Source organism: Taklimakanibacter deserti (genome assembly GCA_003574785.1).
The window spans coordinates 1-18,259 of sequence record QORU01000031.1 but is presented as its reverse complement, the minus strand read 5'-3'; the positions used below and the strand labels follow the sequence as shown (position 1 = coordinate 18,259).

Sequence of the window (18,259 nt, the reverse complement as noted above, 5' to 3'; positions counted from 1 at the left end):
CATTTTGGACGGTTTCCCGTTGCAATCGTCCTGACCCGGTCCTTGCAACCGAATCGGCGAGTTCCTTTCATGGCCAAGATCTGGATCTCCCGCCTCTTTGTCGCGGCACTCGCCTGCCTCGCGGCCGCGGGCCCCGTCACGGCCGAACCGCGCCACGGCATCGCCATGCATGGCGAGCCGGCCTTGCCGCCGGGCTTCGCGCACCTGCCCTATGCCGATCCCTCGGCGCCGCAAGGCGGCCTGTTGCGCCTGGCCACCACCGGCAGCTTCGACAGCGTCAATCCCTTCATCGTCAAGGGCGAGAAGGCGCTCAGCGTCTCTCCGCATGTCTTCGAAAGCCTGATGAGCCGCAACTATGACGAGCCCTTCACCGTCTATGGCCTTCTCGCCGAAAGCATCGATGTGAGCCCTGACCGCAGCCGGATGACCTTCGTGCTGAGGCCCCAGGCGCGTTTCTCCGACGGCAAGCCGGTGACCGCCGCCGATGTCGTCTTCTCGCTCGAGACCTTGCGCGATCACGGTCTGCCCCGATTCAAGACCTATTATTCCAAGGTCAAGAGTATAGAGACGCCGGATTCCCGCACCATCATCATGACGCAGGACGAGGGCGACCGCGAATTGCCGCTGATCATGGGGCTGATGCCGATCCTGCCGAAGCACCATTGGGAGACCCGCAATTTCGAGGCGAGCACGCTCGATGCGATCATGGGCTCAGGGCCCTATGTCCTGGCTGAGGTCAGGCCGGGCGAGCGCATCACCTACAAGAAAAATCCCGACTATTGGGGCAAGGCGATTCCCTACAATCGCGGCCTGTGGAATTTCGATGAGCTGCGCGTCGATTATTTCCGTGACAGCAATTCGGCTCTCGAGGCCTTCAAGAAGGGCCTCGTCGACGTCAGGGTCGAGACCGATCCCGGCCGCTGGTCGCAAGCCTATGACTTTCCGGCGGCGAAGGCGGGCAAGGTCGTGCGTGAGCGGATCGAACAGAAGACGCCCGCCGCCGCGAATGGCTTCGCCTTCAACACCAGGCGGCCCTTGTTCGCCGATCCCCTGGTGCGCCGGGCCCTCGTCGAAGCCTTCGACTTCGAATGGTTGAACGCCAACATCTTTTCCGGCCTCTATCGCCGCACACAAGGCTATTATTCGGGCTCGGAATTGTCCTATCTCGGCCATCCGGCCGATGCCCGCGAAGTGGCGCTTCTCGGTGCCGATGCCTGGCGCATCGATCCGCAAATCCTCGACGGCAGCTATGAATTGCCCAGGACCGACGGCTCGGGCCGCGACCGCAAGATGCTGCGCCGCGCCGTGGCGCTGCTCAGCGAGGCCGGCTGGGAGATCCGCGGCGAGACGCTCGTCAACCGCAAGACCGGCGAGGCTTTCGCCTTCACCATTTCCTGCCTGAGCCGCGAGCAGGAAAGGGTTGCGCTGCATTATCAGCGCACGCTGCGTCAGATCGGCATCAGGGTCACCATCCGCACGGTCGATTCCGCCCAGTTCCAGCGCATGCTCGACACCTACGACTTCGATATGCTGCCGGTGATGTGGTACAATTCGCTCTCGCCCGGCAATGAGCAGGATTTCTATTACGGCAGCGCCGGCCGCGACACCAAGGGAACGCGCAACTATCCGGGCATCGCCGATCCGGCTGTCGATCGCATGATCGAGGCTCTGCTCAAAGCCACGACGCGCGAGGATTTCGTTGCCGCCGTCCGGGCGCTCGACCGGCTCCTGGTCAACGGCTTCTACATCGTGCCCTTCTACAATTCCGGCGGCCAATGGGTGGCGCGCTGGACGCGCGTCGGCCGGCCCGACCGGCAGCCGCTTCCGGGTTTCGAGGACGCCACACTATGGTATGCTAGACCATGACCAAGCCCGCGAACGATCCCATCACCATCGACGTCGTCTCCGATGTCGTCTGTCCCTGGTGCTATGTCGGCAAGCATCGTCTGGAACAGGCGCTCGCCATGCTGCCCGGGCGGAAATTCGCCGTGTTCTGGCGGCCCTTCCAGCTCGATCCCACCATCCCCAAGGAAGGCATGCCGCGCCAGACCTATCTCGAGCGGAAATTCGGCCGCGAGCGTCTGGCCAATCTCCACAAGCCCCTGATCGAGATCGGCAAGGCCGAGGGCATTCCTTTCGCCTTCGACAAGATTACCCGCTCGCCCAACACGCTCGACGCCCATCGCCTGCTGCGCTGGGCGCATGAGGCGGGCAAGCAGAACGAGATGGCGGACCGCCTCTTCGCGCTCTATTTCGTCGAAGGCGCCGACATCGGCAGTAGCGATGTGCTGACCAAGGCGGCGGCTGACGTCGGCCTCGACGCCGCACTCGTGGCCCAGCTCCTCGGCACCGAGGCCGATCTCGATCCGGTCATCGCCGAGATCAATGGCGCCCAGAAGATGGGCATCGGCGGCGTTCCCACCTTCATCCTGGCCGGGCGCTTCGCGCTTTCCGGCGCGCAGCCGGCGGAAACGATCAAGCGAGCCATCGAGCAAACGGCATTAACCGCCCGTTAACCATCGAGGCGCAGCGTGATCATTGGGAAAAGGGGAGATTCTACCCATGTCACTCGCCTTCTTGATCGGCGCTGTGGTTGTGACCGTCATCGGCAATGTGGTCGCCTTGCGCTTCTTTCTGACGCGCCCGCTCGATCTGACCTTCGAGGAGTAGCAACCGACGGGACGGGACTACATGGCCGCCCCTGAGGCGGCCATCCAGCCTATTCGTGGGAGTGTCGTCACGCCGCCAGCTTGACGAGCTGCGTCATGATCTGGCGCGAGCCTTTCAGGCGCTCTTCGGGCGAGTCCCATGAGCGCATGATCACCAGCTTCATATCCGCCGCACGCAATTTGGCGAGCGTGCCCTGCCCGGTGATCCATTCGACCAGCGCCTTCGGATTGGCGAACTGATCGCCCCTGAAGCCGATCACCGCGCCCTTCGGTCCCGCATCGACGCTCGCCACATTGGCCTTGCGGCACAGGAGCTTGATCGACACGACGTCGAGCAGGTGCTTCACCTCTTCCGGCACGCGCCCGAAGCGGTCGTGCAATTCGGCGCCGAAGCCGTCGAGATCGCTTTCTTCCTGGAGGTCGGCGAGCCGCCGATAGAGGCCCAAGCGCAATTGCAGATCGGGCACATAGGTCTCGGGGATGAGCACCGAGGTGCCGATATTGATCTGCGGCGACCAGGTGCCCTCGCTTTCGAGCGTCTCCTCGCCGGTGCGCAACTTGGCCACCGCCTCTTCGAGCATGGTCTGATAGAGCTCGTAGCCCACTTCCTTGACATGGCCCGACTGCTCTTCGCCCAAGAGATTGCCGGCGCCGCGGATGTCGAGGTCGTGGCTCGCCAGCGTGAAGCCGGCGCCCAGTGAATCGAGCGACTGCAGCACTTTCAGGCGCTTCTCGGCCGCCGGTGTGAGCGTGCGGTTGGCGGGCGTCGTCAGCAGCGCATAGGCGCGCTGCTTGGCGCGTCCGACGCGGCCGCGCAGCTGATAGAGCTGCGCCAGGCCGAACATGTCGGAGCGATGGATGATCAGCGTGTTCGCGGTCGGGATGTCGAGGCCGGATTCGACGATGGTGGTCGACAGCAGCACGTCGAACTTGCGGTCGTAGAAGCCGCTCATGATGTCTTCGAGCTCGGTCGGCGCCATGCGGCCATGCGCCATGCGGAACTTGATCTCGGGGATATGGCTGCGCAGGAAATCCGCCTGCTCCTCGAGATCGGTGATGCGCGGACACACATAGAAGCTCTGGCCGCCGCGATAATGCTCGCGCAGCAGCGACTCGCGGACCACCACGGGATCGAAGGGCGAGATATAGGTTCTGACCGCGAGGCGATCGAGCGGCGGCGTGGTGATGAGCGAGAGCTCGCGCACGCCCGACAGAGCGAGCTGCAAGGTGCGCGGAATGGGCGTCGCCGTCAAAGTGAGCACATGTACATTGGCGCGCAGCTCCTTGAGCCGCTCCTTATGCTTCACGCCGAAATGCTGCTCCTCATCGATGATGAGGAGGCCCAGGTCGCGGAATTTCACGCTCTCGGCGAGGAGCGCATGGGTCCCGACGACGATGTCGATCTCGCCCTTGGCAAGCCCTTGCTTCACCGCCTCGACCTCCTTGCGCCCGACGAGGCGCGAGGCCTGCGCCAGCCGCAAAGGCAGGCCCTGGAAGCGCTGGGTGAAGGTCGCATAATGCTGGCGCGACAGCAGCGTCGTCGGCACGACAACCGCCACCTGCTTGCCGTTCATGGCCGCGACGAAGGCCGTGCGCAAAGCCACTTCCGTCTTGCCGAAGCCGACATCGCCGCAAATCAGCCGGTCCATCGGCCGGCCCTTTTGCAGGTCTTCCAGCGTCGCCTCGATGGCGGCGAGCTGGTCTTCCGTCTCCTCATAAGGGAAGCGGGCGCAGAATTCATCATAGAGCCCGTCGGGCGGCGGCATGACCTCGCCCGCTTTCAGCTCGCGCGCCGCCGCCGTCTTGATCAGGTTCTCGGCGATCTCGCGGATGCGCTCCTTGAGCTTCGCCTTCTTCGCCTGCCAGGCGCCGCCGCCCAGCCGGTCGAGCTGCGCGCCTTCCTCATCGGCGCCGTAGCGCGACAGGAGCTCGATATTCTCGACGGGCAAGAACAGCCGGTCATTGCCGGCATACATGATGAACAGGCAGTCATGCGGGGCGCCCTGCACCTCGATGGTCTTGAGTCCCTCGAAACGACCGAGCCCATGATCGACATGGACGACGAGGTCGCCGGGAGCGAGTGCGGACAGCTCGGAAATGAAATCAGCTGCCTTGCGCGCCTTGCGGCCGCGCCGGACCAGGCGGTCGCCGAGAATGTCCTGCTCGGAGAGGATCGCTAAGTCCGCGACCTCGAAGCCCGCTTCGAGCCCCAGCACCATGATCGAGACGATGTCCTGCGGCCGCTTCAGCACCTCGGCCCAGTCCTTGGCGGCGGCGAGCGGTGCGAGCTCGTGATCGCGCAGGATGGTCTCTAGCCGCTCGGCCGAGCCTTCCGTCCAGGTGGCGATCACAACTCTCTTGCCGGCGGAGCGCAGCGCATTGGCGTGACCGCGCACTGCCTCATAGACATTGGCGCCGGCCTCGGCGCGCTCGGCGGCGAAATTACGCCCCTGCCGGCCGCCCATCGAGAGGACGGGCTGGCCTCCCGTCTCCGGCGTCTCGAAGGGCGTGAAGGCGAGCACCGGCCGGTCGGCCAGGCGCTCGGTCCACTCGTTCAGCGTGAGGTAAAGCGCATCGGGCTTGAGCGGCTTGTAGGGTGCGGCGCCAAAAGTCTCCTGGGTCAGCGCCTCGCGCCGCGCGTCGTAGAATTCGGCTATCTGCTCGAGCCTGGCGCTTATCGCCTCGTCCGCTGAGTGATCGAGCGAGACGGCGCCGTTCGGCACATGATCGAAGATCGTCGCCAGCTTCTCATGAAAGAGCGGCAGCCAATGCTCCATGCCTTGATAGCGCCGGCCATTGGTCACCGATTCATAGAGCGGGTCGTTGATGTCGAGGCCGCCGAAGGCCGCCGCATAGGAGGTGCGGAAGCGCCCGATCGTGACGGGCGTCAGCAGCACCTCGCTCGCCGGATGCAGCACCAGCGACCGGAGCGTTCCGGTCGAGCGCTGCGACTGCGGATCGAAGCGCCGGACCGATTCGAGCGCATCGCCGAAGAAATCGAGGCGCACCGGACCTTCCGCTCCCGGCGGATAGATGTCGATGATGCCGCCGCGTATGGCGAAGTCGCCGGCATCGACCACGGTGCCGGTGCGCGAATAGCCGTTATGCTGCAGGAAGAGCTGCAGCTTCTCAGTATCGACATATTGCCCGGGCGCGGCGCTGAAGGTGGTCTCGGCGATGAGTTGGGCTTGCGGCAGCCGCTGCAGCGCCGCATTGACGCTGGTAAGGATGATGCGCGGCTTCGCTGAGCCCTCCGCGATAGAAGCGAGCGCCGCCAGGCGCCGCGCCACGATGCTCGCCGCCGGCGATACCCGGTCATAGGGCAGGCAGTCCCAGGCCGGGAAAGAGATCACCTCGACATCGGGCGCGAAGAAGGCGAGCGCCTCGGCGAGGCTCGCCATGCGCTGGTCGTCGAGCGCCACATGGATGAGGGGCTCGCCCTTGAGAAGGCGCGCCGCCTCGGCCGCCGCCATGGCGTCGAGCCCTTCGAGGCAACCCGACACGATGCTGCGCCCGGACAGGCCCAGGCGTTCGGTGAGACGTTTTCTGTCGATCATGGTCGGTAATCGAGAAGCGCCTTGAGCGTCGCCGTCACTTGCCGCTGCGGCACCGGAACGCCGCCCAGGATCCAGCCCATCAGCTCGTGGTCCGGCAGGCCGATAATGGTCTCGAGTTCGTCGAGTTCCGTTGCGCTGAAGCGCTCGACGTGGCTCCTGGCAAAACCGCCCAGAAGCAAATCCATCTCGCGCGTGCCGCGATGGCTGGCGCGCCAGAGGAGCCGCTTGCGGCGGGCTTCGACGGTTTCCTTTAGGGTGGTCATGGACCGCCCTGCTTAGCGGCTGAGAGGGCTTCGCGCAATCACTTGCGCGATGACTGCTGACACAGGAAATTGGGCCATGCGCCCTAATCGCCTCAATCCCCTCTTTGCCGCCGCCACGAGCCTCAAGGGCATCGGTCCCAAGCTCGACAAGGTCTTGGCGAAGCTGCTGCGCCCGGGGGCGCCGGCCAATGCCGAGGCGCGCATCCTCGATCTCCTGTTCCATCTGCCCTCCGGGCTCATCGACCGGCGCGAGCGCCCGCGCCTCGATCAACTGCCCGAGAAGGGCATCGTTACCGTCGAGGTGACCGTCGGCAAGCACCGCCCGCCGCCGCCGCATCTGAAGCGCCTGCCCTATCGCGTCGAGTGCTTCGACGACACCGGCACCTTGACCCTGGTATTCTTCCACGCCTTTGCCGATCATCTGCAGCGCATGCTGCCGCCGGGCGAGACGCGCTTCATCTCGGGCGCCGTCGACTGGTTCCAGGGTTCACCGCAGATCGCTCATCCCGATCACATCGTCAGCCACGAGGAATTCGCCAGGCTGCCCTTGATCGAGCCGGTTTATCCTTTGACCGCCGGCCTCTCGCCCCGCATCCTCGGCCGCGCCATAAGGGCGAGCCTCGAGAAGATTCCGTCTCTGCCCGAATGGCAGGACGAAAGCTGGCTCAAGCGCAAGGGCTGGGGTGATTTCTCCACCTCTTTGCGCAAGCTGCATCAGCCCGCGACGCATGACGATCTGAACCTCCTGACGCCGGAGCGGCTGAGGCTCGCCTTTGACGAGCTTCTCGCCAATCAGCTCGCTCTGTCGCTGGTGCGCAAGCACATGAAGCGCAAGGCGGGGCGTAAGCTCGCCGGCACCGGCGATGTCAGGACCCGCATCGTTTCGGCGCTGCCCTATTCGCTGACCTCCTCGCAGCAGACTTCGCTCGCGGAAATCCTGCGCGACATGGCGGCGCCCGAGCGCATGCTCAGGCTTCTGCAAGGCGATGTCGGCTCGGGCAAGACGGTGGTGGCGCTTCTGGCGCTCGCCACCGCGATCGAAACGGGCACGCAAGGGGCGCTGATGGTGCCGACCGAGATCCTCGCCCGCCAGCATTTCGCGACGCTCACGCCGCTGTGCGACAAGGCCGGGCTTCGCCTCGCTCTGCTCACTGGCCGCGAGAAAGGCCGCGCCCGCGACGAGCTGCTCGCCGCTTTGGCCGCAAGCGAGATCGACATCCTGGTCGGCACCCATGCGCTGTTCCAGGAGGGCGTCGAATTTCGCGATCTCGGCCTCGTGGTCATCGACGAGCAGCATCGCTTCGGCGTCCATCAGCGCCTGGCGCTGCAGGCCAAGGCGCAGAATGCCGATCTCCTGGTCATGACGGCGACGCCGATCCCGCGCACCCTGGCGCTGACCGTCTATGGCGACATGGATGTCTCGAAGCTCACCGAGAAGCCCGCCGGCCGTCAGCCGGTCGATACGCGTGTTCTGCCTTCCGAGCGCATGGACGAGGTCATCGAGGGCTTGCACCGCCTGCTCGCTTCCGGCGGGCGGGCTTATTGGATCTGCCCCTTGGTCGAGGAGAGCGAGCTCGTCGACCTCGCCGCCGCCGAGGATCGCGCCAAGGCCTTGGCCGCGGCCTTTCCGGGACGGACCGGATTGATCCATGGCCGCATGAAGGGCTCCGAGAAGGACGCCGCCATGGCGCGCTTCAAATCGGGCGACATCACCCTCCTCGTCTCGACCACTGTGGTCGAGGTCGGCGTCGACGTGCCGGAGGCGACGGTGATGGTGATCGAGAATGCCGAGCGCTTCGGCCTGGCCCAGCTCCATCAGTTGCGCGGCCGCGTCGGGCGGGGTTCGGGCAAATCGACCTGCCTCCTCCTCTATCAGGGCAAGCTCGGCGAGACCGCCAAGGCGAGGCTCACCATCATGCGCGAGACCGAGGACGGCTTCCGCATCGCCGAGGAGGATCTCCGCCTCAGGGGTGCGGGCGAGATGCTGGGCACGCGCCAGGCGGGCCTGCCGGTCTTCCGCGTCGCCGACATCGTCGAGCATGCCGATCTTCTCGCCGCCGCGCGCGACGATGCCGGCCTCATCCTCGCCCGCGATCCGAAACTCGAGACGCCGCGGGGCGAGGCCTTGCGTTCTTTGCTCTATCTCTTCGAGCGCGACGACGCCGTGCGTCTGATCTCGGCGGGGTAAGACGCCCTCCCTCCCATTTCCCCTTCTCCCGCGCGGAGCGTGGGAGAAGGTGGCCGAAGGCCGGATGAGGGCTCTTTCGCGCAAGCACTCAGATCTCGACGAGTATTCTTTGCTGAGACAAAGAGCCCTCACCCGCCCTGTCGGGCACCCTCTCCCATTGCTGCGCAACGGGAGAGGGGAAAATCTGGGTCGGAGCTTCGGGATATTAATCAGCCTACAGACTATTTCGCCGTCGCCTCGGTCCGTGCCGCCTTCTTGCGCGCCGGTTTTTTCTTCGCCGGCTTGGCCGCAAGCTTCTGCGCGGCTTCCTGATCGCTGTCGGCTTGCGCCGGCTTTGTCTCTACCGGCTTCTCCAGAAGCTTCTGCGCGACGTCCTGATCGATATTGGCGCTCGCCGGGATCACCTTCACCGGCCCCTCCCCTTCCGGGAAAACGAGGCCCATCGAGATCACCAGCTTCGCCGCGTCCTCGACCGGCATGTCGATGAGCCTGACATCGGCCACATCGAGGAAATAGACATAGCCCGAGGTCGGGTTGGGCGTCGTCGAAATATAGACCGCATACATGGGCCGGCCGGGCTCGAGGCCGATCTGTCCGCCATCCACCTCGCGCGAAACGAAGACCAGCGAATAGATGCCCTTCCTCGGCCATTCGATGAGGCCGACATTGCGGAAACTCGCCCCCGACTGCGAGAACAGCGTCTCGAAGATCTGCTTGGTGCCCTTGTAGACCGAGCGCACCACCGGCGTGCGGTTGAGCAGCCGGTCCCAGAAGTTGAGGATGGTGCGTCCGACCAGGTTGGCGGCGAGCGCGCCGATGACCGTGATGCCGACCAGCGCGAAGATCAGTCCGATACCGGGGACTTTGAAGGGCAGATAGCGGTTCGGATCGAGCAACGGCGGGATGATTGGCCGCAGCCAGGCGTCGAACAGGGTCACGAACCAGTAGGTCGCCCACAGCGTGATGGCGATTGGCGCGGTGACGACGATACCGGCCAGGAAATAGGTTCTGAGCCTGCCGGCAAAGGAGGTTGACGTTACCGGCGCCAGCGGTTTGGGCTTATCCGAGGTGTTCTGCGACAGGGTCATGCCCTTTTGTGCATGACCGGCGGGCTCGGTGCAAGCCTGTCACGGCGTCGCTCGCCGGTCCCCTTGTGCAGCCGAGCCCCGCCTGTAACCATGGCCCGGCTTAACCGTATCTCTGCCCATCGAAAATCAGGAGAAGCCCATGAGCGCGGCCAATATTGCCTTCGTCAAGAGCCTCTATGCCGCCTTCGGGCGAGGCGACATCAAGACCGTGATTGCAGGCTTGGCCCCGGACGTGGATTGGTTCGTGAATGGGCGCCACAAGGACTATCCGATCTTGGGCAGTTGGAAGGGTCAGGCGAGCGTGCAGCAGCTCTTCGCGAGTGTCGCAGAACAGCAAGAGACGATCGAATTCTCGCCCATGGAGTTTTTCGCTGCCGACGACCGCGTCTGTGTGCTTGGCCATTATGCGTGGAAGATCCGCAAGACCGGTCGATCGGTGGCAGCCGACTGGGCGCATATTTTCACCATCGGCAGTGGCAAGGTCGTCAAGTTCCGCGAGTTCACTGACACCGCGCAGTTCGCGGAGGCTTATCGCTGAGTGAACTCAGGAATCGGCCTTGCTGACGAAGCACGACACGCCGCGCGATTTAAGCTTGCCGCAGGCGGACTTGGCATCGTTCTGGGAGTCGAAGCCGCCGACCCTCAGGCGGTAATAGATGCCCTTCTTGCCGAGATCGGCCTTGATGACGATGGGCTTCATGTCATTGAGCGCCTTGTGGCGGGCCTTGAGCTTCTCCCAGGTACCCCAGGCGACCTTCTCGTCCCGGGCGGAGGACAGTTGGACCGACCAGCCGGTGAGCGGCGTGTCGCTCGACTGGGTGGTCAAGTCGTCGTCTTGGGTCGGATCGTCCGCTTTCGCCTCGGCCTGTTCGGCGGGCTCGGCCTTCGCCTGCGTCTTGGGCTCGGGCAGCGCTTCCACCGCCACGATCTGCTCGGTCTGCGGCTTGGCCTCGACCGGCTTCGCTTTGGCCTCATTGGGCTGCGGAATGGCGTCGGCCTCGAGCGTGTAGTCGGCATTGGCCTCGGCCTGCGGCGCTTCCTGCTGAGCGGCCGCGGGCTCCACCACCGCGACCTGCGGGCCTTCCTCGGGCGGGATGCGATCGTCGATGAGCTTGGCCGGCTTCACCGGCACCGCCTTGACCATTTGCACCGGCAGGTCGCCGACGAGCTGCATCGGCGGCTTCACCGCTTCGGGCAGCGTCTCCTTGCGCACGACCTGTTCGGGCGAGGTGATGGAGGCAGTGATGAGCTCCGCCTCGGGCTGGACCGCGGCATCGGCGACGGCCGGCAGCGCGCCCATTTGGGCAAGCTTGATGCGGGCGGGCTCGAAGGACGGATTGGCGGCGATCGCCTTGTTGAGCGAGGCCTGCGCGTCGCCCGGGCGACGCAGCGCCTCATAGGTGAGCGCCTCGCCGTAATAGGCGAGATGCGCTTGCGGATGCTTGAAGCGGATGGCCTTTTCGAAATCGCTGAGCGCGAAGAGATATTGGCCGTTGTCGCGCAGGATGGTGCCGCGCAGATAATAGGCATGGGCGAATTCCGGCTCGAGGAACAGCGCGCTGGTGAAATCCTCGATGGCGAGCACCGGATGCTTGAGCTTCTGCTGCGACAGCCCGCGATTATAGAGGGCGGTGGCGCGCAGCTTGCCGCTCATCGCATCGACCCTGAGCGCTGCCGTGTAATCGTCGACGGCGCGATCATGCTCCTGCGCCTGCTGATAGGCGAAGCCGCGGTTGATGAGCGCATTCGCCAGTTGCTCAGGGCTCAGCTGCCGCGACTCGATCGCCTCCGAATAACCGGCGATGGCGGTTGCGGTATCCCCCGCCTGCAACGCTTCGCGCGCCGCGATGGAAAGATCGAGGGGTGAACTCTGGTTCGCGGCGATCGCACCGTTCACCGCCGCAGGCGCGGCAAGAAAAGCGGTACACACACACGCAAGCAATACTGACCGGACTCTCATGAGGCATGAGAGTGGATCATTAAGGTTAAAGCTTAGCTAAGGGCAGTACGAGGCCACTTTTCAAGCCACCCCTCACGCTGAGGTGCCCGGCGAAGCCGGGCCTCGAAGCGTCCCTCAAGATAGACCGAGACTGCTGAAACACACCCTTCGAGGCTCGCTTCGCTCGCACCTCAAGGTGAGCGCAGCGCGACCGCTCCCTATTCCACCGTGACCGACTTGGCCAGGTTGCGCGGCTGGTCGACGTCGGTGCCCATGAAGACGGCGGCATGGTAGGCCAGAAGCTGCACCGGAAGGGCATAGAGCAAGGGGCTGAGGAACGCATGGGCCTTGGGCACCCTGATGCGCCGGAAGGTCCGCTGGCCATGGGCCTCGATGCCGCCATCATCGGTCAGGAGCACGATCTTGCCGCCGCGCGCCGCCACCTCTTCCATGTTGGAGACGGTCTTGTCGAAGAGATCGTCCTGGGGCGCGATGACGATGACCGGCACATTCTCGTCGATGAGCGCGATCGGCCCGTGCTTGAGCTCGCCCGCCGCATAGCCCTCGGCATGGATATAGGAGATCTCCTTGAGCTTGAGCGCGCCCTCGAGCGCGATCGGATAGTTCACCCCGCGCCCCAGATAGAGCACGTCCTGGGCGTGGGCGATCTCGCGCGCCACTTCGGCGATATGCTTCTCGTCCTTGAGGATCTCGGCCATGTGGCGCGGCGCCTCGGTCAGTGCACCGATCAATTCGCGCTCCTGGTCGCGGCTGATGGCGCCCCGCGCCTTGCCGGCGGCGACGGCAAGGGCCGCGAGCACGGTCAGCTGGCAAGTGAAGGCCTTGGTCGAGGCGACGCCGATCTCAGGTCCCGCATAGGTGCGGATGGCGGCATGGGCTTCGCGCGCGATGGTCGAGCCCGGCACGTTGACGAGCGCCAGCGTGTCCTGGTCTTGCGCCTTGCAATAGCGCAAGGCCGCCAGCGTGTCGGCGGTCTCGCCCGACTGCGAGATGACGATGGCCGCCCCCTTCTTCGGCATCGGCGCCTCGCGGTAGCGGAATTCGGAGGCGATATCGACTTCCGTCGGCAGCCTGGCATAGCGCTCGAACCAGTATTTGGCGGTGAGGCCGGCGAGATAGGCCGTGCCGCAGGCGGTGATGGTGAGCCGGTCGAGATTTGCGAAATCGATCTTCACTTCACTCGGCAACCGCGCCGCCTTCTCGGCGAAATCGGCATATTCGGCGAGCGTATGGCCGATAACCTCAGGCTGCTCGGCGATCTCCTTGGCCATGAAATGGCGGTGCTTGCCCTTGTCCGCCATGAAGGCCGAGGCTTGCGTAAAATTCATCGGCCGCACGATCTGCCGGCCTTCGCCGTCGCGGATCTCGATCGAGTTGCGGGTCAGCGCCACCCAGTCGCCGTCTTCGAGATAGGTCACCCGGTTGGTGAAGGGGGCGAGCGCGATCGCGTCCGATCCCAGATACATCTGGCCGTCGCCGTGACCGACGGCGAGCGGCGCTCCCATGCGGGCGCCCACCATGAGATCGTGCTCGCTGGCGAAGATGACGGCGAGGGCGAAAGCGCCTTCGAGCCGCTTCAGCACCTTGGCCACCGCTTCCTTGGGCGGGACTCCCTTGGCCCTTTCGCGCGCGATCAGATGCGCCACCACTTCGGTGTCGGTCTGCGAAGAAAAGACGACGCCCTCCTTCAGGAGCTCGTCCTTGAGCGGCTTGAAATTCTCGATGATGCCGTTGTGGACGATGACCACATCGCCCGAGACATGGGGATGCGCATTGGGCTCGTTGGGAACGCCATGCGTGGCCCAGCGCGTATGGCCGATGCCGGTCGTGCCCTTGAGCGCGCTCGCCTTGAGCTTATCTTCGAGATTGTGGAGCTTGCCCGGCGCCCTGACCCGCTCGACGTGGCCCTCGCTTTCGATGGTGGCGACGCCGGCCGAGTCATAGCCTCGATATTCGAGCCGCTTCAGCGCCTCGACGATGCCCCGTGCGACGGGCTCGGTGCCGAGGATGCCGACAATGCCACACATGCTTAAGCCCCCTTGTCCTTGCGCTTCTTCGCCGCCTTCAGCTCGCGATATTTCCTGGCCCAGCCGTCCTTCACCGCCTGCTGGCCGCGGGCGATGGCGAGCGCATCCTTGGGCACGTCCTTGGTGATGACGCTGCCCGCCGCGATATTGGCGGCATCGCCCACCTTGACCGGTGCCACCAGCGCCGTGTTCGACCCGACGAAGACGTCCGCACCGATCTCGGTGAAATGCTTCTCATAGCCGTCGTAATTGCAGGTGATGGTCCCTGCCCCGATATTGCTGCGTGGGCCGACGCTCGCATCGCCGATATAAGTGAGATGATTGGCTTTCGCCCCTTCGCCGATCTTCGCCTTCTTCACTTCGACGAAATTGCCGATATGGACGTTGCGGCCGATCTCGGCGCCGGGCCTCAACCTCGCGAACGGGCCGATGCGCACGCCATCCGCGATCTTCGCTCCTTCGATATGCGAGAAAGCGAGTATGTCGACATTGTCGCCGATGACGACGTCGGGACCGATGACCACATGGGGCTCGATCGTGACATCCTTGCCGATTTCGGTATCGGCCGAAAGGAACACCGATGACGGATCGATCAGCGTCGCGCCATTGTTCATGGCATTGTGGCGGTAGCGTATCTGCAGCAGGCTTTCGATCTGGGCGAGCTGGGCGCGGGTATTGACGCCGTGCACCTCGGCCTCAGGACATTCGGCGAGCGCCACCTTGAGCCCCGCCGCGACGGTGAGGCCGACGAGATCCGTCAGATAATATTCGCCCTTGGCATTGTCGTTGCGGATCTTGGGCAGGAGCTCCCACAGGAGTTTCGCCCTGACCGCGATGAAGCCCGAATTGCACAGATCGATGCGCCGCTCATCGACCGTGGTGTCGAGCTCCTCGCGGATGGCGATGAGCTTGCCTTGGCGGTCCTGGATGAGCCTTCCATAGCCCGTGGGATTGACGGCCCTGAACCCTAAGACGGCGAGCGGGCTCTCCTCGCTGACCGCATCCGCCAGCGCCCGGATCGTCTCGCTGCGGATCAGCGGCACATCGCCATAGAGCACCAGCACGGTGCCCTCGAAGCCTTCGAGGCCGTCCTTCGCGATGCTCACCGCATGGCCGGTGCCCTGGCGCTTCTCCTGGATGGCGATGACGGCTTCCGGCACGACCCGCTTCGCTTCCGTGCCGACCTCTTGCATGTCGGGCCCCGAGATGACCACGGTGCGCTCGGGCCCGGCCGCCTTGGTCGCATGGAGCACATGGCCGAGCAGGCTTCGCCCGGCGGCCCTGTGCAGCACCTTGGCGAAATCGGAACGCATTCGCGTACCTTTCCCAGCGGCAAGGACGATGACGGCGATCGGCGACGGATTTGGCATGGCGCGAGGCACTCTCCGAAACGGGCGGCACGATAGATATCAAGGCTGAACAGTCTCTTACAGCAAAAGTCGTGCCCTTATCCAAAGGCGGCATTGAGGCGTTGACGGCTTTCAGAGTGCTTCCCGCCAAAAGCCTGCCCCGGACCCGATCCGGGGTTGCCCGACTTTGGCGGCAAGGAAGCGCTCCCAAACATGCAATAGAGCCTTATCCCGTTTGGATGTTTGATCGACCGGGAAAGGCTCTATTGACCCTGGGGGCCACGGCAACTATGGTCCGCCCGCCTTATCGGTTGGGCCCGTAGCTCAGTGGCAGAGCATCTGACTTTTAATCAGAGGGTCGATGGTTCGAACCCATCCGGGCTCACCAAGGAAAACAATAAGTTAGCTGGAACTCACCTCAATAGAAGACTCCAACAGGCCAACGGGGTAACGAACCGGGTAACGAGCCCCATGGATCGCAAGGACATCACTTTCGCACAGGCCGAGGGCGCTGAGCCACTTCCTTCACCGTTGAAGCCGAAGGAGATATCGCAAGAACTACGTGCCAAACTCTGGCTGGCTAGGCCCCGCCCTCAAGGCTCTGGAAAAGCATGGCTACATTAGCGGCGTCCTTAAGAGTAGTTTTGGAAAGATCTACGGATATTCAAACGCTGAAGAGGGCATCCGGCATCCCTTGTTGGATGAGGGCTCGGCGAAAGTTGACGAGATCGACGCCCAATTTATGTTCGGCGCCTGCGCCTCGTTCATCTCGTATCTGGTCGCGAAGGGCCGAAAGACAAAGATCGAGATCAAGTAACGGTCGCGAAGCGAATGTCCACCTTCAAAGACACCATCATGATCCGCGACCGCCCGCACGATCGAGCCGTCGAACGTGCGGGAGCTAACCGAAAAGGCCTGGCGCTCGGTGAACAAGCAGATCACGATCGGGGGGCGTTACGGTAAAGGTCAGAGCATTCAGGCGATAGCGTCCCGATGAACTTCCATCATCATCAAATTGACTGATCGTCGAAACCCGGCAAAATTCGACATGGAACGTGGGCTAAAAGTTCCTAATGCAGGAATCCCTGATTTAGATCCAAAATAATCGGGTGAAGTGAGACATGCGTAGCTCGGCTCCCCACACCGTGGATCATGCCTCTGACGGAATGTCAGAAAAAACCGAGTCCAAGCTTTCGAGGAAATATCACGAAAGCGGCGTCAGAGACCGTGCACCACTGTCGGTCGCCCTCCTCTCGGTCGCCATACAGGAACTTCCGTCCCCGATGGGGTCAGGTATCAAATTGGCTTTTCAGGAGTCATTGATCTTCGTTCTGATGGTCGGAGGCATCCTGCTGTGCGCCTTGCTCGCTGCGTCGGCCCGGACCAGCAGATTGGCCGTCGCACTTTTTACCGCGATCGCGGTCATTGCGATAATGCCGGATTGGACCAGCAATGCCAATCATACCTGGCTTGCCCTTTGGACCATCCCCGTAGCTGTCCTGTTCAGGGAGTGGTGGAATTCGGACCTCTACTCATTCTATCTGAGGGCGACCCTTGGGATAGTAATGATCGCTGCGTTCTCCCAGAAGGTCATGGCCGGCACCTATCTCGACGGTTTTTATATTGAGTTTCTCAACGCGACTGGCTCGACGACGGAGAGAATGTTTTCAATTCTTTGCAGCGGCGATCCGACCGGTCCCTGTGTCTTCAATCAAATGATCGGCATCTTCATACTTGCCTGGCAGCTGATCGTCGGCGTCCTTCTGCTGCTTGGACTTAACTCGCTTATCTTTCTCGCCATAGAGATTGCCTTCCTTCTGGGGGCTGGAGTCTTCGCCGACGAGATGAATTTTCAGGTCCTGAACATCGCCCTGTTGTGCATCGTATTCCGGTTCGGCATGCCTCTCTGGCTGGGGGCTCTCAGCATTGCGCTTCTTGTGATCGACCTCTTCACAATCAGCACCCTTGTCGACCTTGTGGTCAGCCATGTTGGATAACATTGACATCAGGAAATGGATCATCGCCGGTCTGCTGATCCTTCATATCGCCTGGATCGGAAACCATATGCGCTGGGTTGCCAGCGGCCAAATAAATCCGTGGAAACTGGGGGGATACGCCATGTATACGATACCCAATTCCGAACTGAGGTTGGGCGTATATTTAGGGAATCGTCCGGACGCTCCTATCATCGTGAACACGACCGGGTATAATTTGGCGACTCGCTTTACCAATAAGGCAAGAGCATTTCGATGCGCCGACGTACCTGCCGCCGCCCTGCTCGCCTTCTTCGAAGAGAACAGGGCCCTCATAGGAAGTAATCTGGTATTTGTTTACAGTGAGCGACAGTTTTTCCGAAGCCCACCACCAACCAAGATAGTGAGCAAGAGAGTGTTGACGGGGACGATTAGAGTGGCCTGGCAGGACACCCAAACCTTCACCTACACCAACAGCTTCTGCGGCAACAAACATACCGCGTCCGCCACTTTGCCAGAGGCTCTCTTCGCCACGTTGCCATAATCGAAAGCCACAGATCATCCTGGTCTGTGAAAGGCGATGACATACGCGAAAAACGGCGGGTCGCAACCGCGCGCATGAGCGGTTAATCCGCGAGAAATAAACTATGCCAAAGAGGCTCATACGCGGAACCTCTCAACCTGATGGTTGTCCCCACGGGAATACGGCCGTACGGCTGGCTTGCCTGTAGCTTGACAGCAACAAATCCCTTGAAAGGCATCTGAGAGGCTTTCGATTTCCATGGGAAAACGTCGGCGGCCTCACATACGGCCGGATTTTCGCATGCAGACCTAAAGCTAACGGAAGCCCCAACTCTGAGTGAGAGAGGAGCAATCTTCTCTAGGTGGTGAGAAACCTTTTTGTCGCTGACACTGACTACACACACAAACTCCAGAGGGCTGTAGTTGCCGCATATGCAATCACACCAGACAAAGTTCGCAGGCACTTCCTCAGCTTGAGCAAGAGGAGTGAGCCAAATGCCGAACAAAAGAATGTGCGCAAATATTTTCATCCGTTTCACCCCCCAAGCTTATCATAGCGACGGTCATTTAGGGCCTGTTTACAATCAGGGGATTCCCAAATCAGCAGAAAATTGATTCAAGGCTGAAAAATGGAGATCAGCCTTGAATCGATTAATGTTGAGC

The 18,259-nt window shown here is 62.7% G+C and carries 12 protein-coding genes and 1 tRNA gene; 7 read left to right on the top strand and 6 right to left on the bottom strand.

Annotation, left to right across the window (positions count from 1 at the left end):
* Positions 1 to 69: 69 nt before the first annotated feature.
* The gene (locus DS839_RS35560) at positions 70 to 1,866 is read left to right on the top strand and encodes an extracellular solute-binding protein (protein ID WP_119275304.1); all 1,797 of its coding nucleotides are present in this window, start codon (positions 70 to 72) and stop codon (positions 1,864 to 1,866) included.
* Entirely contained in the window at positions 1,863 to 2,516 is a 654-nt protein-coding gene (locus DS839_RS35555) for a DsbA family oxidoreductase (RefSeq protein ID WP_119275303.1), read from the top strand. The genes DS839_RS35560 and DS839_RS35555 overlap by 4 nt, the downstream gene beginning before the upstream one ends.
* A 221-nt stretch (positions 2,517 to 2,737) precedes the next feature.
* Here the strand turns inward: DS839_RS35555 and mfd are convergent, their stop codons facing one another.
* Positions 2,738 to 6,226, bottom strand: a complete 3,489-nt coding sequence (gene mfd / locus DS839_RS35550) for a transcription-repair coupling factor (RefSeq protein ID WP_368912111.1) — start codon at positions 6,224 to 6,226, stop codon at positions 2,738 to 2,740.
* Entirely contained in the window at positions 6,223 to 6,489 is a 267-nt protein-coding gene (locus DS839_RS35545; protein ID WP_119275302.1) for an FAD assembly factor SdhE, read from the bottom strand. Before DS839_RS35545 ends, mfd begins: the two co-directional genes overlap by 4 nt.
* Before the next feature lie 76 nt (positions 6,490 to 6,565).
* Here DS839_RS35545 and recG point away from each other — a divergent pair, with 76 nt between their 5' ends.
* Positions 6,566 to 8,677: an ATP-dependent DNA helicase RecG gene (recG, locus tag DS839_RS35540; RefSeq protein WP_119275301.1), complete on the top strand. Its 2,112-nt coding sequence runs from the start codon at positions 6,566 to 6,568 to the stop codon at positions 8,675 to 8,677.
* Between the two features lie 221 nt (positions 8,678 to 8,898).
* On the opposite strand, the gene DS839_RS35535 is transcribed toward recG, so the two are convergent.
* Positions 8,899 to 9,765, bottom strand: coding sequence for a DUF502 domain-containing protein (locus DS839_RS35535; RefSeq protein WP_119275300.1), 867 nt, complete (start codon positions 9,763 to 9,765; stop codon positions 8,899 to 8,901).
* 139 nt (positions 9,766 to 9,904) lie between these two features.
* On the opposite strand from DS839_RS35535, the gene DS839_RS35530 reads away from it, so the two are divergent.
* Positions 9,905 to 10,303, top strand: a complete 399-nt coding sequence (locus DS839_RS35530) for a nuclear transport factor 2 family protein (RefSeq protein ID WP_119275299.1) — start codon at positions 9,905 to 9,907, stop codon at positions 10,301 to 10,303.
* A 6-nt stretch (positions 10,304 to 10,309) separates the two neighbouring features.
* Here DS839_RS35530 and DS839_RS35525 read toward each other — a convergent pair whose 3' ends face one another.
* From DS839_RS35525 to glmU, 3 genes are all read right to left on the bottom strand, one after another.
* A complete protein-coding gene (locus DS839_RS35525) occupies positions 10,310 to 11,695 on the bottom strand; it encodes an SPOR domain-containing protein (RefSeq protein WP_162919018.1) in 1,386 nt (461 codons plus the stop codon).
* Positions 11,696 to 11,922: 227 nt separating this feature from the next.
* On the bottom strand, positions 11,923 to 13,752 hold the full coding sequence (glmS, locus tag DS839_RS35520) for a glutamine--fructose-6-phosphate transaminase (isomerizing) (RefSeq protein WP_119275297.1): 1,830 nt from the start codon (positions 13,750 to 13,752) through the stop codon (positions 11,923 to 11,925).
* A 2-nt stretch (positions 13,753 to 13,754) separates the two neighbouring features.
* Complete coding sequence (glmU, locus tag DS839_RS35515) at positions 13,755 to 15,122, bottom strand: bifunctional UDP-N-acetylglucosamine diphosphorylase/glucosamine-1-phosphate N-acetyltransferase GlmU (protein WP_119275296.1); 1,368 nt, start codon at positions 15,120 to 15,122, stop codon at positions 13,755 to 13,757.
* Between the two features lie 292 nt (positions 15,123 to 15,414).
* On the opposite strand from glmU, the gene DS839_RS35510 reads away from it, so the two are divergent.
* From DS839_RS35510 to DS839_RS35495, 3 genes are all read left to right on the top strand, one after another.
* A tRNA-Lys gene (locus tag DS839_RS35510) sits at positions 15,415 to 15,489 on the top strand.
* A gap of 733 nt (positions 15,490 to 16,222) precedes the next feature.
* A complete protein-coding gene (locus DS839_RS35500) occupies positions 16,223 to 17,098 on the top strand; it encodes a hypothetical protein (protein ID WP_119275294.1) in 876 nt (291 codons plus the stop codon).
* Complete coding sequence (locus DS839_RS35495) at positions 17,088 to 17,618, top strand: hypothetical protein (protein WP_119275293.1); 531 nt, start codon at positions 17,088 to 17,090, stop codon at positions 17,616 to 17,618. The genes DS839_RS35500 and DS839_RS35495 overlap by 11 nt, the downstream gene beginning before the upstream one ends.
* The last annotated feature ends 641 nt before the right edge of the window (positions 17,619 to 18,259 follow it).

What these genes read in the sequence shown, in the direction of transcription:
- DS839_RS35560 (WP_119275304.1), top strand. Translation starts at nt 70, where the DNA reads ATGGCCAAGATCTGGATCTCCCGCCTCTTTGTCGCGGCACTCGCCTGC.
- DS839_RS35555 (WP_119275303.1), top strand. Translation starts at nt 1,863, where the DNA reads ATGACCAAGCCCGCGAACGATCCCATCACCATCGACGTCGTCTCCGAT.
- mfd (WP_368912111.1), bottom strand. Translation starts at nt 6,226, where the DNA reads ATGATCGACAGAAAACGTCTCACCGAACGCCTGGGCCTGTCCGGGCGC.
- DS839_RS35545 (WP_119275302.1), bottom strand. Translation starts at nt 6,489, where the DNA reads ATGACCACCCTAAAGGAAACCGTCGAAGCCCGCCGCAAGCGGCTCCTC.
- recG (WP_119275301.1), top strand. Translation starts at nt 6,566, where the DNA reads ATGCGCCCTAATCGCCTCAATCCCCTCTTTGCCGCCGCCACGAGCCTC.
- DS839_RS35535 (WP_119275300.1), bottom strand. Translation starts at nt 9,765, where the DNA reads ATGACCCTGTCGCAGAACACCTCGGATAAGCCCAAACCGCTGGCGCCG.
- DS839_RS35530 (WP_119275299.1), top strand. Translation starts at nt 9,905, where the DNA reads ATGAGCGCGGCCAATATTGCCTTCGTCAAGAGCCTCTATGCCGCCTTC.
- glmS (WP_119275297.1), bottom strand. Translation starts at nt 13,752, where the DNA reads ATGTGTGGCATTGTCGGCATCCTCGGCACCGAGCCCGTCGCACGGGGC.
- glmU (WP_119275296.1), bottom strand. Translation starts at nt 15,122, where the DNA reads ATGCCAAATCCGTCGCCGATCGCCGTCATCGTCCTTGCCGCTGGGAAA.
- DS839_RS35500 (WP_119275294.1), top strand. Translation starts at nt 16,223, where the DNA reads ATGCGTAGCTCGGCTCCCCACACCGTGGATCATGCCTCTGACGGAATG.
- DS839_RS35495 (WP_119275293.1), top strand. Translation starts at nt 17,088, where the DNA reads ATGTTGGATAACATTGACATCAGGAAATGGATCATCGCCGGTCTGCTG.